We start from the raw sequence: 16,217 nt of genomic DNA, 5'->3' as shown, positions 1-16,217 counted from the left end.
TCAGCCCTGGGACAGCAGTTGGCGCAGGTCGATGACCGCAGCGTTGGCCCGGGAGATGTAGTTGGCCATCACCAGCGAGTGGTTGGCCCACATGCCGAAACCACTGCCGTTGAGCACCATCGGGCTCCACAGCGCTTCCTGCGAGGCTTCCAGCTCGCGGATGATCTGCCGCACGCTGACCGTGGCGTTCTTCTTCGCCAGCACGTCGGCGAAGTCGACCTCGATGGCGCGCAGCAGGTGCGACAGCGCCCAGGCCTGGCCACGGGCTTCGTAGAACACGTTGTCGATCTGCAGCCATGGGGTCTCGACCACTTCCTCGTCGACCTGTGGCGCCTGGCCCGGGGCTACGGATTCGGTCTTCAGGGTGTTGTTGAGCTTGACCCGGCCAACACTGGCCGACAGGCGCTGCGACAGCGAGCCCAGGCGGGTGGCGACGTCGCCCAGCCAGTTGTTCAGGTTGTCGGCGCGGGTGTAGAAGATCGCGCCCTGGTCGCCCTTGGCCAGGCGCACCTGATAGCGGTTCAGCGACTTGATGCCCTCTTCGAACTCCGACTCGCTCGACGGCAGGATCCAGCTCTTGTTGTCGAAGTTGAAGCGCGGCTCGGCCTTGGCCAGGTCGGCGTCCTCGGTCGATTGCGACTGCGACCGGGCGAAGTCCTTGCGCAGGGCGCGGGACAGGTCACGCACCTGGACCAGCACGCCGTATTCCCAGCTCGGCATGTTGTCCATCCACAGCCCTGGGGGGAAACGGTCGTTGGAGATGTAGCCACCCGGCTTGTCGAGCAGGGTGCCGGCGACGGTCTTGAGGGTTTCGATGGTGGTGTAGCCGATCACCATCTGCTGGCCGTTGCGCTCGGCGGCGGCCTGGGCGTTCTGCTGCACCGGGAACAGCTCGGGCTCCTGGCTCCAGTACCAGCCCAGGCCGATGCACACCAGCAGGTAGAGGCCGATCAGGGTGCCCAGGGCACGGCTCCACAGGCCGCCAACATAGCTACGGGTAGCGGCGCCGCGGGTTTCGACCCGCTCGCGGGGCTCGGCCTTGGCCTCGCGGTTTTTCCAATCCAGCATGGCATTGTCCTTAATCAGTCACGAACGGTTCAGGGTTTGGACCACAGGCCTCGGCCAGGGTGCCACGACAAACCCAGGTGGCAGCACTATAAAGCAGACACCGCCATTCGTATAAGCGACCAACAGGTCAGCAACTGAATTACCGTCCCTTAACACTTTGTTGACCCGAGGCACTCGCTTGTCGGAAAAGCGGTGCTAGCATAGAGCCATCATTGAACCTGCGCCCTCCCACTCATAAGTAGTCAGGACATGACCCAGCCAGCCGAGCCGAGCCACGAACGCCTCAAGCAGCATTTTGCCCAGCGGGTGATCCACCAGGCCCGGCAGATCCTCGAAATCTGGCAGCGCCTGCAGCGTGGCGAGTGGTCCAGCGGCGACCTGGGCGAACTGTGCGAGGCCAACCTGCGCCTGCAGCGCTATGCCGAACGCTTCGAACAGCCCGAGCATGGCAGCCTGTCCACGGCCATCGGCCAGACCCTGCGCGCCATCGAAGCCAACAGCGCTCGCCTGAACTCGGAACTGATCAGCGAACTCAACCGCCTCATGCAGCGCCTGTCACGCACCGGCCTGCGCAAGGGCGACCAGCTCGACAACGTGCCTCTGCCGCCGCTGCGCAAACCGGTGTACATCGTGCTGCAGGACCACGACCGCGCCGAACGCCTGGCCCAGCAGCTGGAGTTCTTCGGCCTCAGCGTGCAGGCGCTGTGCAGCGCCGAGGCGTTCCAGGCGTCGATGAGCGAGCGCCTGCCGTCGGCGATCGTCATGGACGTCGACTTCACCGGCGCCGGCATCGGCCTGCAACTGGCGGCCCAGGCCCAGCAAGGCCTGGAACAACCGGTGCCGCTGCTGTTCTTCAGCCTGCATGAAACCGACACCCCGACCCGCCTGGCCGCGGTACGCGCTGGCGGCCAGGAGTTCCTCACCGGCACCCTGGACGCCTCCAGCCTGCTGGAGAAGCTCGAACTGCTGACCAGCGCCACCCAGTACGACCCGTTCCGCGTGCTGGTGATCGACGACTCCCGGGCCCAGGCCCTGCACACCGAGCGAACGCTCAACAGCGCCGGGATCATCACCCGCGTCCTCACCGAGCCGATCCGCACCATGAGCGAGCTGGCCGACTTCCAGCCCGACCTGATCATCCTCGACATGTACATGCCCGCGTGCACCGGCCCGGAGCTGGCCAAGGTGATCCGCCACAACGACCGCTACGTGAGCGTGCCGATCATCTACCTTTCGGCCGAGGACGACCTGGACAAGCAGCTCGACGCCATGAGCGAGGGCGGCGACGACTTCCTGACCAAGCCGATCCGCTCGCGGCACCTGGTGACCACCGTGCGCAACCGCGCCGCCCGCGCCCGCCACCTCAAGGCACGGATGGTGCGCGACAGCCTCACCGGGCTGTACAACCACACCCACATCCTGCAACTGCTCGAGGACTGCAGCTTCCGCGCCCGCCGCGAGGTGCAGCCCCTGAGCTTCGCCATGCTCGACATCGATCACTTCAAGAAAATCAACGACCGCCACGGCCACCCCATGGGCGACCGGGTGATCAAGAGCCTGGCGCTGTTCCTCAAGCAGCGGCTGCGCAAGACCGACTTCATTGGTCGCTACGGTGGCGAGGAATTCGCCATCGTCATGCCCAATACCGGACTGGAAGCGGCGCACAAGGTGCTCGACGAAATCCGTCGACGCTTTGCCGAGATCCATTACCCGGCCCAGCCCCACGACCTGCAATGCACCTTCAGCGCCGGGGTGGTGCAGCTGGACGAGCAGCTCGACGCGCTGACCATGGCCAGCGCCGCGGACGAGGCGCTGTACCGCGCCAAGCACGCCGGGCGCAACTGCGTGGTGCGGGTCGAGCCATAGCTTATCGCAGGGCACCATACCGGCATTGTGCCACTTTTTTATGGCGCCAACCCGTCGTCGTCATCACCTCGTCACAAAATCGCAATAACTTCAGGCCCGACTTCTCCACTCCCCCTCCGCAGGAAGTTCGCGGCTATGCGCCTGAAGTGGCTGACCAATTTCAACACCCTGTTGCTGGTGACCGTGTGTATTGCCCTGGGCGCGACCCTGTGGTGGTCGCAACGCGCCCTGGAACGTCCCTATCAACTGATGGAGCGCTACCTGGGCCTGTCCCAGCAGTTCCAGAACCATGCCGCGCGCAACATCCAGGCCTACCTGGGCAGCGGCGACGCCCTGCGCCACGCGGCGGCCATGGAGGCCAACACGCAATTGCAGGCAGCCCTGGCCGACTGGCCCGGGCCCCTGTCGGCCAAGCTGCGCCCGAGCCTGGACAGCCTGCAGGGCTTCACTGCCAACGAACTGCTCGCCGCCGGCAAGCTGGCCGGCGATCCCCAGGCCTTGCTGCTGCAAGCCGAACGGGAGCTGGGGGCAAACCTCGAACAACTGGCCGGCTATGCCCGTGACAGCGGCAACGCCGACGCCAGTCGTTACCTTACGCCGCTGCTGGAAGCCTCGCTTCACCTGGGGCGCCTGTCCCTGGCCCGCGACAAGCTGGTGAGCAGCGGCCGCGCCGAGCTGGCCGACGAAGTGGACCGCGAACTTCAGTTGATCGCCGCCCAGGCCCAGGCCATCGACGGCCTGCCGCTGCTGGGGGTGACCCGCGCCGCCGAATCCAATGCCGATGACTTTGCCGCGATGATGGGCCTGGAGTCGCAAGCCAGCGCCGAGCAGGAAGACGTCGCCGTGGGCCTGAAGCGCGAGCTGCACAGCCTGCTCAGCCGCTACCCTGCCGAACTGCAACGTACCCGCGAACAGATCGAGCGCCGCGCTACCCTGGCCGCCAGCACCGGTGAGCGCCTGGAGGCGGTGCAGCAGGCCATCGCCGGCCTCGAGCCCGAGGTGCGCGGCCTGCACGCCACCATCGCTGGCGAGGTACGGCTGATCCAGGGCCTGATGATCGGCCTGATCCTGCTGATCGCCCTGCTCATCGATACCCTGCAACGTCGCCTGGCACGCACCCTCACCAGCCTGGCGCCGGCGCTGTCGCGCTGGGCCGAGGGCGACTTCGCCCAAGCCATCGCCCTGGGCCGCACCAACCGCGAGCTGCACGATATCCAGGAATCGCTGAACCGCCTGCGCCAGTACCTGGTGGAGCTGGTCGGCACCATCCGTCACAACGCCGAACAGGTGGCCGGCAGCAGCCATGCCCTGGCCGGCATGAGCAGCGCCCTGCACGACGGCGCCGAACGCCAGGCCGGCGACACGGCGCAGATCCGCGACGCCCTGGGCGAGCTGGAGGCGACCATCCAGCAGGTGGCCGGCGATGCCAGCTCCGCCGCCGAGGCCAGCCGCGATGCCGGCCGGGCCGTGGAGCAGGGCCAGACGGTGATCGGCCAGAGCCTGTCCGGCCTGCGCGCGCTGGTCGACGAGGTGCAGGGCAACGCCCGGATGATCGAGCAACTGGCGCAAGAGTCGGCGACCATCGGTGGCGTGCTCACGGTGATCCGCGCGATTGCCGAGCAGACCAACCTGCTGGCGCTCAACGCCGCCATCGAAGCGGCCCGGGCCGGCGAGATGGGCCGTGGCTTCGCCGTGGTGGCCGACGAAGTGCGCTCGCTGGCGCAGCGCACCACTGGCGCCACCGGCGAGATCCAGGCGCTGATCGACCGCCTGCAGCAAGCCGCCCGCGATTCGGTGGACGGCATGCGCACCCAGCTGGAGCACGCCGAGGCCACGGCCAACCAGGCACAGTCGGCCGATGGTGCGCTGGAGGCGATCGTCAGCGCCATCCGCACCATTTCCGACACGGCGGTGCGCATTGCCGATGTGACCGCGCAGCAGACCGGGGCGGTGAGCGAGATTCGTGATCACAGCGAGCGGATTCACGAGCTGGGCGAGGACAACCTGCAGCGTATTGGCGAAGGGCGTGAGCAGGGCGAGCAGTTGCTCAAGCTGGGCGGTGAGTTGAACACGGCGGTGCGGGCGTTCCGGCTCTGAAAGCATCGCGGGGCTTGCCCCGCGATGGCCCATAGCCCTGCCAAGTCCGCTATCATGCCGCCACGTTCCACCTCGCGAGTCCGCCATGCGCCGCCTGTTTTTCCTGTTGTTCCTGCTGCTGGCCAGCCCTGCGTTCGCCACCGGCCTGCTCGACAACCGCCCCAGCGCCACCCTCGGCGCCGCGTCCAACAGCGCCGACTTCCTCCCGGTGCACGAAGCCTTCAAGCTCAGCCTGATCGAGACCGACACCCAGACCGTCAAGCTGCGCTTCGTCGCCACCGACGGCTATTACCTCTACCGCCACCGCTTCCAGTTCCGCACCGAGCCTGCGGACATCAAGCTCGGCGCGCCGAACATCCCCCAGGGCGAGGCCAAGCACGACGAGTTCTTCGGCGATGTCGAGGTGTACCACGGCGTGCTCGACATCGAACTGCCGCGCAACGACCCGCGCGCCTTCACCCTGCTGGTGGGTTACCAGGGCTGCGCCGATAAAGGCCTGTGCTACCCACCGGAAACCGCGCGCCTGAGCATCGACGGCCAGGGCGCCCCGCTGCCGGCAAGCGCCGAGCAGGGCTGGACCTGGAGGTCGCTGCTGCTGTTCTTCCTCGCTGGTGTCGGCCTGACCTTCACCCCGTGCGTGCTGCCGATGCTGCCGATCCTTTCCGGCGTGGTGCTGCGCGGCCAGGTCGGCGGCTTGCGTGGCCTGTCGCTGTCGCTGGCGTATGTGCTGCCGATGGCGGCGAGCTTCGCCGTGCTGGGTGCACTGATGGGCATGTTCGGCGCCGGCCTGAACCTGCAGGCGCGCCTGCAGTCGGCCTGGGTGCTGGTGCCGTTCGCCGCGTTCTTCGTGCTGTTCGCCCTGGCCATGTTCGGCCTGTTCGATCTCAAGCTGCCGCAGGCTTTGAGCAGCCGCCTGGACAGCCTCGCCCACCGCACCAAGGGTGGCTCGCTGCTGGGCGCGGCGGTGCTCGGTGTGCTGTCCAGCCTGCTGGTCTCGCCCTGCGTGTCGGCACCGCTGGCCGGTGCGCTGCTGTACATCAGCGCCAGCGGCGACGCGCTGGGCGGCGCCCTGAAACTGTTTGCCCTTGGCCTGGGCATGGGCGCGCCACTGTTGCTGGTCGCCACCGGTGGCGCCGCCTGGCTGCCCAAGAGCGGGCCGTGGATGAACACGGTGAAGAATGCCATCGGCGTGTTGCTGCTGGGCCTGGCCATCGGCCTGCTCAGTCGTGTGCTGCCGGGGCCCGTCACCCTGCTGCTGATCGGCCTGCTGGCCGCCGGCGTGGCGCTGTTCCTCGGCGCCCTGGAGTTCGTGGTGAAAACCCCGCGCCAGCGCCTGGCGCAACTGCTCGGCCTGGCGCTGCTGGTCTACGCCCTGGCCTGCTGGTATGGCGCCCTGAGCGGCCAGGGCGACCCACTGCGCCCACTGCCGCCACCCAGCGTGGCCGGCAGCCCCGCTGCGGCCAAGGCCGACGCCTGGCAGACCATCACCAGCCCCGCCGCCCTCGATGCGGCCCTGGCCGCGGCCAAGGCCGCCGGCCAGCCAGTGCTGCTCGACTGGTACGCCGACTGGTGCATCAGCTGCAAGGTGATCGAGCACGAGGTGCTCAACGCGCCGCAGGTCGAGACGCAACTCGGCGCCTTCCGCCTGCTGCGCTTCGACATCACCGAAAGCAATGCCGAACAGCGCGCCCTGCTCGACCGCTACCGCCTGTTCGGCCCGCCCGCGTTAATGTTCTTTGCGGCGAACGGCAGCGAAATGACCAGCGATCGGGTGATTGGCGAGATAAACGCCGGCGATTTTGCCCAGGTTCTGGCGCGCGTGCGCGGCCAACTCGGTCTATAACTTCCCGCAGCCTCTGAAAAATCCGCTGGCGAGTGACCAAAGTCAGTCATCCGGTCACATACTTTGCGTGAATCTCGGACATCGTGCTGGCTATTGCCGGGAACTGGACACTCAGCGCCTGTTGCGGCATAGTCGCCGCGCTATGTCGAATTGCCCTACAAAACCAAGGAATCGCAGATGGCAACCCTACTGGTGCTGCACGGCCCCAACCTGAACCTGCTCGGGACCCGCGAACCGGGGCACTACGGCGCCGCCACCCTGGCCCAGATAAATCAGGACCTGGAGCAGCGCGCCCGCGCCGCCGGCCACCATCTGCAATACCTGCAGAGCAATGCCGAGTACGAATTGATCGACCGCATCCACGCCGCGCGCAACGAAGGCGTGGACTTCATCCTGATCAATCCGGCCGCTTTCACCCACACCAGCGTCGCATTACGTGACGCATTGCTCGCGGTGAGCATCCCATTCATCGAAGTGCACCTTTCCAACGTGCACAAACGCGAGCCGTTCCGTCACCACTCCTACTTTTCGGATGTTGCCGTAGGGGTGATCTGCGGCCTCGGAGCCACCGGTTACCGGTTGGCCCTGGAGTCCGCGCTGGAACACCTGGCTGCCAACGCACAGCCCTGATGACACAAGGCCTTGGCCCTTTAGGGCCGAGGCTCATGAAGAAACGTTTTCGACACGTTTTAAAATACGTCCCCGACCGAACCTTGGGAGTTGCTGATTAATGGATATCCGTAAAGTCAAAAAGCTGATCGAACTGCTGGAAGAGTCCGGCATCGACGAACTGGAGATCAAGGAAGGCGAAGAGTCCGTTCGCATCAGCCGTCACAGCAAGACCCCGGCCGCCCAGCAGTTCTACGCACCCGCGCCAATGGCCGCCGCGCCTGCCGCAGCCCCGGTTGCCGCCGCTGCCGCCCCGGCCGCTGAAGCCGCTGCCGCCGCACCTGCCCTGAAAGGCACCGTGATCCGTTCGCCGATGGTCGGCACCTTCTACCGCAAGCCTTCGCCAACTTCGCCGAACTACGCAGAAGTCGGCCAGGCCGTGAAGAAGGGCGACACCCTGTGCATCGTCGAAGCCATGAAGATGATGAACCACATCGAATCCGATATCGGCGGTGTGATCGACGCCATCCTGGTAGAAGACGGCCAGCCGGTTGAGTTCGACCAGCCGCTGTTCACCATCGTTTGATTCGCGGAGAGCCAACGATGTCTGGGAAGCTCGAAAAAGTTCTGATCGCCAACCGCGGGGAAATTGCCCTGCGGATCCTGCGTGCCTGCAAAGAGCTGGGCATCAAGACCGTCGCCGTGCACTCCACGGCCGACCGTGAACTGATGCACCTGGGCCTGGCAGACGAATCGGTCTGCATCGGCCCTGCATCGTCCAAGGAATCCTACCTGCACATCCCGGCGATCATCGCCGCCGCCGAAGTGACAGGCGCCACCGCCATCCACCCGGGCTACGGCTTCCTCGCGGAAAACGCCGATTTCGCCGAGCAGGTGGAAAACTCCGGCTACATCTTCATCGGCCCGAAAGCCGACACCATCCGCCTGATGGGCGACAAGGTGTCGGCCAAGGAAGCGATGATCAAGTCGGGCGTGCCGACCGTGCCAGGCTCCGACGGCCCGCTGCCGGAAGATCCGGAAACCGCGCTGGCGATCGCCCGCGAGGTGGGTTACCCGGTGATCATCAAGGCCGCCGGTGGCGGTGGTGGTCGCGGCATGCGCGTGGTGCACAAGGAAGAAGACCTGATCGAATCGGCCAAGCTGACCCGCACCGAAGCCGGTGCCGCGTTCGGCAACCCGATGGTCTACCTGGAGAAGTTCCTGACCAACCCACGCCACGTGGAAGTGCAGGTCCTGTCCGACGGCCAGGGCAACGCCGTGCACCTGGGCGACCGTGACTGCTCGCTGCAGCGCCGTCACCAGAAGGTACTGGAAGAAGCTCCGGCCCCGGGCATCGACGAGAAGGCCCGCCAGGAAGTCTTCAAGCGTTGCGTCGACGCGTGCATCGAGATCGGCTACCGCGGTGCCGGTACCTTCGAGTTCCTGTACGAGAACGGCCGTTTCTACTTCATCGAGATGAACACCCGTGTTCAGGTGGAGCACCCGGTTTCGGAAATGGTCACCGGTATCGACATCGTCAAGGAGATGCTCAGCATCGCCGCTGGCAACAAGCTGTCGTTCCGCCAGGAAGACGTAGTGATCCGCGGCCACTCGCTGGAGTGCCGGATCAACGCCGAAGACCCGAAGAAGTTCATCCCGAGCCCAGGCAAGGTGAAGCACTTCCACGCCCCGGGCGGCAACGGCGTGCGCGTCGATTCGCACCTGTACAGCGGCTACTCGGTTCCGCCAAACTACGATTCGTTGATCGGCAAGCTGATCACCTACGGCAAGGACCGCGACGAAGCCATGGCGCGCATGCGCAATGCCCTGGACGAGATCGTCGTCGACGGCATCAAGACCAACATCCCGCTGCACCGCGACCTGGTGCGTGATGAAGGTTTCTGCAAAGGCGGCGTCAACATCCACTACCTCGAGCACAAACTGGCCAACCAGGAGTGATCGCGTTAGCGTGATGCAAGAGCCCCGGCCCCGTGCCGGGGCTTTTTATTTGCGCGTGCGAAAACCCTGGGAGCGAAATGCGTGGATGATCCATACACGCGGGAGCGGGCATGCCCCCGCGATACAAGGGCGGCAAACCCGATTGAACCCCGCCCAAACCCGCGCAGTCCATCGATCAGGCCCACTTTCCCGAGGCCTCACGAGGAGACTCCCATGAAAGGTACTGCGCTATCCGCCCTGTTCGCGGCCGCGACCCTGCTGGCCTCGCCTGTATTCGCCGCCGACGACTTGTGCGCCATGAACCTGCAGAAGATCGACGACAGCATGGCCACCGCCGGCGCCACCTCCGAAGGCCTGGACAAGGCCATCACCGAGCACGTGGACCAGGCCAAGGCCGCCCAGGCGAAAGGCGATACGAAGGAATGCATCGCCATCACCAGCAAGGTGCTCGAGCGCCTGGAAAAGACCGAGAAAGGCAGCGGCTCGGCCGGTGGCAGCGGCACCTAGGCCCTGCGCGCACGCGGGCGGCCGAACCTTCTGTCGACGTCGCCCGCGTAAGCGCGTATACTCGCCCTTGCGTGCTGAAAGGCACGTTCAGCTAGAGCTGAGTGTGGGGCCGATTAGGATTCGACGCCGGTAGCGAAACTCTAGGTGCATGCCGAGTTGGTAACAGAACTCGTAAATCCACTGTTGCAACTTTCTATAGTTGCCAATGACGACCACTACGGTGCTGCTCTCGCTGCTTAATTGCAGCTGACATGCACTCCTGGTACCTTCGGGTCCAGCAATCATCAGGGGATGCCTGTAAACCCGAAATGATTGTCATACAGAACAGGATCGTCGTGCAGCACGTTGGGGGCGAAGCGACTAAAACTTACCCAACTCATCCAAAGCACCCTGCCCGTCGGGCGGCTGCGGATTAAATCAGTAGACACGGCTAAGCATGTAGTACCGACAGCGGAGTACTGGCGGACGGGGGTTCAAATCCCCCCGGCTCCACCAAATCCGAAGAAGAAGACGCCCAGGGCGTCTTTTTTTGTGCCTGGGATTCAGGGCCTCAGCGGCAGCACGCCATCACCTTTCCCCCTCCTCCTTCATCGCCTCCAGCTTGGCGAACTGCTCGCTGGCCAGCCGGCTGATGATTCGGATCGCCTGATGAATGCCCGCTGTGTTGCGGAAGCTCAGTTGCGGGTTGTGCTCGCACTCCAGCACCTCGTCATGCTGGACCAGGGCCTCGCCTAGCAGCTCGAGAGTCCAGACGTAGCTTTGGAGGGTAGACAGGCGTTCACGGTCAGTCATGGGACACCTCCCGCTTGGCACGTTCGGCGAGGGACTGGCTGTTGATCGGGTAAAACATTGGGGATGGGCTGGCCGCACGGGTTGGGCGGCGGAGAGCGGATGCGAGGATCCTGCTCAGAATGCGAATAAGCATGCATGAGACTCCAAGTTTGCGATTTGGAGCTACCACGATCCTTCCTACGGGATTGGGTGGCAGCTGTGCATGGGGTAGGAATACCGGGAAACTTGGAACCCGGCCAGGCCGAAGCCTGCCCACACACAGCCGCCATGACATCGCAGCGGGCGCAAAAAAGGCGCCAGCCGTTGCAATGGGGCGCCTAGTGCGTGCGCCAAGTTTACCAGCAGGTTCCTACACCTGGTCGCGGATTTTGCTGCGACTTGGGGACTGTAGCCTTAGGCAGGATTGATTCGCAACAGCCAACGCGGAAGGAAATTTCCTAAAAACGAGAAAGCTAAAACCGCCATAACACTTCACTTCAGAACTCGCCTAAGGCGTCGTTCTTGTGCCTGCGCCGTTTTACCAGCTCAACGCCTCGCTTCAATGAGATGACGGGTCGAATGCGCGACAAAAGGCTCGCCCTGGCGCATCTGGCTATCCAAGGCCAGCAACTCAGCGCGGTACTTGTGCACAGAGAAATCCGGCACCCACCATAAGCATTTGCGAAGAATCCATACGACTGCGCCCACATCATGGAACAGCATCCGGCAGCGGGCTGTACGCAAGTCAGTCACCGTCAGCCCGGCTGCCTGCGCTGCTGCTACCTCATCCTGCGGCTCGCGCATTTGCCGTTCACGTGGCAACGGGCCCAGGAAATGCTCGATCAGCTCGAAAGCCGAGGCTGGTCCTACGTGCTGGGCGAAGTAATGGCCACCAGGGCGGAGGACGCGATGGATCTCGTGCCAGTCGGGATTCACCGGGTGGCGTGAGGTGACCAACTCGAACGAGGCGTCGGCGAATGGGAGCGCTGTGCCGGGGGTTACCTCGATGACTTCAACGCCGCGTGGCCCCAGGCGCTCTTGCGCCTTGCGGGCGTTGGGTGGCCAGGCTTCAGTTACGCACATGAGGGGCGGGAAGCGTGGGGCCTCGCCTAGCACCTCCCCGCCGCCGGTATCGAGATCCAGCGCGGCGCGTACGCCGTCCAGACGCTGTGCAAGGAGCTGGGCGTAGCCCCAAGGTGGGCGCTGCTCGGAGGCGCGCCCTGCCAGCCAGTCGAAGCCCCAGCCGGTTACATCTGCAGCACTGGCTTCGGCTAGCAGGTCGTCAAAGGAATTCATTTGATCGTCCAGGTTAACGTTCGCATGGGGGGCAGTATAAACGTGTGGGAGCGGCTTCCTGGGGCTTTGGGTTGCTCGGTGAGATCCGTTTGCCTGGACCAGCCCTATCGCGGGGCAAGCCCGCTCCCACGTTGTGTATTCCACAGCAGAGGTGGCGTTGCTTTTCGGGACGCGGAAAAGACAAAACCCCTACCTGCTCGCGCAGATAGGGGTTTTGCGAAATGAATCTTGACGATGACCTACTCTCACATGGGGAAACCCCACACTACCATCGGCGATGCATCGTTTCACTGCTGAGTTCGGGATGGGATCAGGTGGTTCCAATGCTCTATGGTCGTCAAGAAATTCGGTTGCCAGTACGTCCTTGCAGACATGCCAGCCAATTCGGATATGTGATCTTGTGGTTCGTCGCGAACTTTCGGTTCGTTTCGTCTTCACCACCGCAATCTGCGTGAGCAAATTGCTTGGGTGTTATATGGTCAAGCCTCACGGGCAATTAGTATTGGTTAGCTCAACGCCTCACAGCGCTTACACACCCAACCTATCAACGTCGTAGTCTTCGACGGCCCTTCAGGGAGCTCAAGGCTCCAGTGAGATCTCATCTTGAGGCAAGTTTCCCGCTTAGATGCTTTCAGCGGTTATCTCTTCCGAACATAGCTACCCGGCAATGCCACTGGCGTGACAACCGGAACACCAGAGGTTCGTCCACTCCGGTCCTCTCGTACTAGGAGCAGCCCCTCTCAAATCTCAAACGTCCACGGCAGATAGGGACCGAACTGTCTCACGACGTTCTAAACCCAGCTCGCGTACCACTTTAAATGGCGAACAGCCATACCCTTGGGACCGGCTTCAGCCCCAGGATGTGATGAGCCGACATCGAGGTGCCAAACACCGCCGTCGATATGAACTCTTGGGCGGTATCAGCCTGTTATCCCCGGAGTACCTTTTATCCGTTGAGCGATGGCCCTTCCATACAGAACCACCGGATCACTAAGACCTACTTTCGTACCTGCTCGACGTGTGTGTCTCGCAGTCAAGCGCGCTTTTGCCTTTATACTCTACGACCGATTTCCGACCGGTCTGAGCGCACCTTCGTACTCCTCCGTTACTCTTTGGGAGGAGACCGCCCCAGTCAAACTACCCACCATACACTGTCCTCGATCCGGATAACGGACCTGAGTTAGAACCTCAAGGTTGCCAGGGTGGTATTTCAAGGATGGCTCCATGAGAACTGGCGTCCCCACTTCAAAGCCTCCCACCTATCCTACACAAGCAAGCTCAAAGTCCAGTGCAAAGCTATAGTAAAGGTTCACGGGGTCTTTCCGTCTAGCCGCGGATACACTGCATCTTCACAGCGATTTCAATTTCACTGAGTCTCGGGTGGAGACAGCGCCGCCATCGTTACGCCATTCGTGCAGGTCGGAACTTACCCGACAAGGAATTTCGCTACCTTAGGACCGTTATAGTTACGGCCGCCGTTTACCGGGGCTTCGATCAAGAGCTTCGCTTGCGCTAACCCCATCAATTAACCTTCCGGCACCGGGCAGGCGTCACACCCTATACGTCCACTTTCGTGTTTGCAGAGTGCTGTGTTTTTAATAAACAGTCGCAGCGGCCTGGTATCTTCGACCGGCGTGGGCTTACGCAGCAAGTGCTTCACCCTCACCGGCGCACCTTCTCCCGAAGTTACGGTGCCATTTTGCCTAGTTCCTTCACCCGAGTTCTCTCAAGCGCCTTGGTATTCTCTACCTAACCACCTGTGTCGGTTTGGGGTACGGTTCCCAGTTATCTGAAGCTTAGGAGCTTTTCTTGGAAGCATGGCATCAACCACTTCGCGCTCTAATGAGCACTCGTCATCAGCTCTCGGCCTTGAGATCCCGGATTTGCCTAAGATCTCAGCCTACCACCTTAAACTTGGACAACCAACGCCAAGCTGGCCTAGCCTTCTCCGTCCCTCCATCGCAATAACTGGAAGTACAGGAATATTAACCTGTTTTCCATCGACTACGCTTTTCAGCCTCGCCTTAGGGACCGACTAACCCTGCGTCGATTAACGTTGCGCAGGAAACCTTGGTCTTTCGGCGTGCGAGTTTTTCACTCGCATTGTCGTTACTCATGTCAGCATTCGCACTTCTGATACCTCCAGCAAGCTTCTCAACTCACCTTCACAGGCTTACAGAACGCTCCTCTACCGCATCACCTAAAGGTGATACCCGTAGCTTCGGTGCATGGTTTGAGCCCCGTTACATCTTCCGCGCAGGCCGACTCGACTAGTGAGCTATTACGCTTTCTTTAAAGGGTGGCTGCTTCTAAGCCAACCTCCTAGCTGTCTAAGCCTTCCCACATCGTTTCCCACTTAACCATGACTTTGGGACCTTAGCTGACGGTCTGGGTTGTTTCCCTTTTCACGACGGACGTTAGCACCCGCCGTGTGTCTCCCATGCTCGGCACTTGTAGGTATTCGGAGTTTGCATCGGTTTGGTAAGTCGGGATGACCCCCTAGCCGAAACAGTGCTCTACCCCCTACAGTGATACATGAGGCGCTACCTAAATAGCTTTCGAGGAGAACCAGCTATCTCCGAGCTTGATTAGCCTTTCACTCCGATCCACAGGTCATCCGCTAACTTTTCAACGGTAGTCGGTTCGGTCCTCCAGTCAGTGTTACCTAACCTTCAACCTGCCCATGGATAGATCGCCCGGTTTCGGGTCTATACCCAGCGACTAAAGCGCCCTATTAAGACTCGCTTTCGCTACGCCTCCCCTATTCGGTTAAGCTCGCCACTGAATATAAGTCGCTGACCCATTATACAAAAGGTACGCAGTCACCTAACAAAGTAGGCTCCCACTGCTTGTACGCATACGGTTTCAGGTTCTATTTCACTCCCCTCTCCGGGGTTCTTTTCGCCTTTCCCTCACGGTACTGGTTCACTATCGGTCAGTCAGTAGTATTTAGCCTTGGAGGATGGTCCCCCCATGTTCAGACAAAGTTTCTCGTGCTCCGTCCTACTCGATTTCACTGGCAAGAGATTTTCGTGTACGGGGCTATCACCCACTATGGCCGCACTTTCCAGAGCGTTCCACTAATCTCAAACCAGCTTAAGGGCTGGTCCCCGTTCGCTCGCCACTACTAAGGGAATCTCGGTTGATTTCTTTTCCTCAGGGTACTTAGATGTTTCAGTTCCCCTGGTTCGCCTCTTGCACCTATGTATTCAGTACAAGATAACCAGCTTGTGCTGGCTGGGTTCCCCCATTCAGAGATCTCTGGATCACAGTCTGTTTGCCGACTCCCCAAAGCTTATCGCAGGCTACCACGTCTTTCATCGCCTCTGACTGCCAAGGCATCCACCGTATGCGCTTCTTCACTTGACCATATAACCCCAAGCAATCTGGTTATACTGTGAAGACGACATTCGCCGAAAATTCGCACGTCGCTCTTTCGAGCAGAACTCACAAATTTTACCTTAGCCTGATCCACCAGCAGTGAAACTGGTGTTCAGTCTATTTCTATCACATATCCGAATTTTTAAAGAACGATCTGACAAAAGTCAGAAATCAACATTCATCACCGAATGTTCATTTCTAAGTTCTGAGCAGTGCTGCGAAACCTGAAAGAGTGGTGGAGCCAAGCGGGATCGAACCGCTGACCTCCTGCGTGCAAGGCAGGCGCTCTCCCAGCTGAGCTATGGCCCCATTTGACCAGCCGCACCAAGTAATTGGTAGGTCTGGGCAGATTTGAACTGCCGACCTCACCCTTATCAGGGGTGCGCTCTAACCAACTGAGCTACAGACCTATAACAGGGTCGCGTTACAGCATCGTCTTTACACAATGAATCAAGCAATTCGTGTGGGAGCTCATCAGCAGGCTGATGTCTTCGATTAAGGAGGTGATCCAGCCGCAGGTTCCCCTACGGCTACCTTGTTACGACTTCACCCCAGTCATGAATCACACCGTGGTAACCGTCCTCCCGAAGGTTAGACTAGCTACTTCTGGTGCAACCCACTCCCATGGTGTGACGGGCGGTGTGTACAAGGCCCGGGAACGTATTCACCGCAACATTCTGATTTGCGATTACTAGCGATTCCGACTTCACGCAGTCGAGTTGCAGACTGCGATCCGGACTACGATCGGTTTTGTGAGATTAGCTCCACCTCGCGGCTTGGCAACCCTCTGTACCGACCATTGTAGCACGTGTGTAGCCCA

At 61.7% G+C, this 16,217-nt stretch carries 10 protein-coding genes, 2 tRNA genes, 3 rRNA genes and 1 other RNA gene (1 of these 16 only partly in view); 8 read left to right on the top strand and 8 right to left on the bottom strand.

Going from position 1 to position 16,217, the window contains the following annotated elements:
• Positions 1-1,068, bottom strand: coding sequence for a DUF2333 family protein (locus C3F42_RS21445; protein ID WP_094012484.1), 1,068 nt, complete (start codon positions 1,066-1,068; stop codon positions 1-3).
• Between the two features lie 249 nt (positions 1,069-1,317).
• On the opposite strand from C3F42_RS21445, the gene C3F42_RS21440 reads away from it, so the two are divergent.
• From C3F42_RS21440 to ssrA, 8 genes are all read left to right on the top strand, one after another.
• Complete coding sequence (locus tag C3F42_RS21440; protein ID WP_104444874.1) at positions 1,318-2,934, top strand: diguanylate cyclase; 1,617 nt, start codon at positions 1,318-1,320, stop codon at positions 2,932-2,934.
• A gap of 135 nt (positions 2,935-3,069) precedes the next feature.
• Positions 3,070-5,031, top strand: coding sequence for a methyl-accepting chemotaxis protein (locus tag C3F42_RS21435; protein WP_104444873.1), 1,962 nt, complete (start codon positions 3,070-3,072; stop codon positions 5,029-5,031).
• 85 nt (positions 5,032-5,116) lie between these two features.
• Complete coding sequence (locus C3F42_RS21430) at positions 5,117-6,874, top strand: protein-disulfide reductase DsbD (protein WP_104444872.1); 1,758 nt, start codon at positions 5,117-5,119, stop codon at positions 6,872-6,874.
• 177 nt (positions 6,875-7,051) lie between these two features.
• The gene (gene aroQ / locus C3F42_RS21425; RefSeq protein WP_011535870.1) at positions 7,052-7,504 is read left to right on the top strand and encodes a type II 3-dehydroquinate dehydratase; all 453 of its coding nucleotides are present in this window, start codon (positions 7,052-7,054) and stop codon (positions 7,502-7,504) included.
• 100 nt (positions 7,505-7,604) lie between these two features.
• A complete protein-coding gene (accB, locus tag C3F42_RS21420; protein WP_023631559.1) occupies positions 7,605-8,069 on the top strand; it encodes an acetyl-CoA carboxylase biotin carboxyl carrier protein in 465 nt (154 codons plus the stop codon).
• Between the two features lie 17 nt (positions 8,070-8,086).
• Positions 8,087-9,442: an acetyl-CoA carboxylase biotin carboxylase subunit gene (gene accC / locus C3F42_RS21415; RefSeq protein ID WP_023631558.1), complete on the top strand. Its 1,356-nt coding sequence runs from the start codon at positions 8,087-8,089 to the stop codon at positions 9,440-9,442.
• A 213-nt stretch (positions 9,443-9,655) separates the two neighbouring features.
• The gene (locus C3F42_RS21410) at positions 9,656-9,949 is read left to right on the top strand and encodes a hypothetical protein (RefSeq protein WP_023631557.1); all 294 of its coding nucleotides are present in this window, start codon (positions 9,656-9,658) and stop codon (positions 9,947-9,949) included.
• A gap of 105 nt (positions 9,950-10,054) precedes the next feature.
• Positions 10,055-10,444: a transfer-messenger RNA gene (gene ssrA / locus C3F42_RS21405) on the top strand.
• A gap of 72 nt (positions 10,445-10,516) precedes the next feature.
• Here ssrA and C3F42_RS21400 read toward each other — a convergent pair.
• The 7 genes from C3F42_RS21400 to C3F42_RS21370 all read right to left on the bottom strand — a co-directional run.
• Positions 10,517-10,741, bottom strand: a complete 225-nt coding sequence (locus C3F42_RS21400; protein ID WP_023631555.1) for a hypothetical protein — start codon at positions 10,739-10,741, stop codon at positions 10,517-10,519.
• A 525-nt stretch (positions 10,742-11,266) separates the two neighbouring features.
• A complete protein-coding gene (locus tag C3F42_RS21395; protein WP_104444871.1) occupies positions 11,267-12,016 on the bottom strand; it encodes a class I SAM-dependent methyltransferase in 750 nt (249 codons plus the stop codon).
• Positions 12,017-12,242: 226 nt separating this feature from the next.
• Positions 12,243-12,358 (bottom strand): 5S ribosomal RNA (gene rrf / locus C3F42_RS21390).
• A gap of 133 nt (positions 12,359-12,491) precedes the next feature.
• Positions 12,492-15,385, bottom strand: a 23S ribosomal RNA gene (locus C3F42_RS21385).
• A gap of 245 nt (positions 15,386-15,630) precedes the next feature.
• Positions 15,631-15,706: transfer RNA gene (locus tag C3F42_RS21380), tRNA-Ala, on the bottom strand.
• Between the two features lie 24 nt (positions 15,707-15,730).
• Positions 15,731-15,807, bottom strand: a tRNA-Ile gene (locus C3F42_RS21375).
• An 86-nt stretch (positions 15,808-15,893) separates the two neighbouring features.
• Positions 15,894-16,217: ribosomal RNA gene (locus C3F42_RS21370) — 16S ribosomal RNA — on the bottom strand (it continues 1,213 nt past the right edge of the window).
• The 16S, 23S and 5S rRNA genes sit together here with 2 tRNA genes alongside, the layout of an rRNA operon.

The sequence above is a fragment of the Pseudomonas sp. PONIH3 genome, from assembly GCF_002934345.1.
GTDB classification, from domain to species: domain Bacteria; phylum Pseudomonadota; class Gammaproteobacteria; order Pseudomonadales; family Pseudomonadaceae; genus Aquipseudomonas; species Aquipseudomonas soli.
This window is presented reverse-complemented; position numbering and strand designations above follow the sequence as displayed.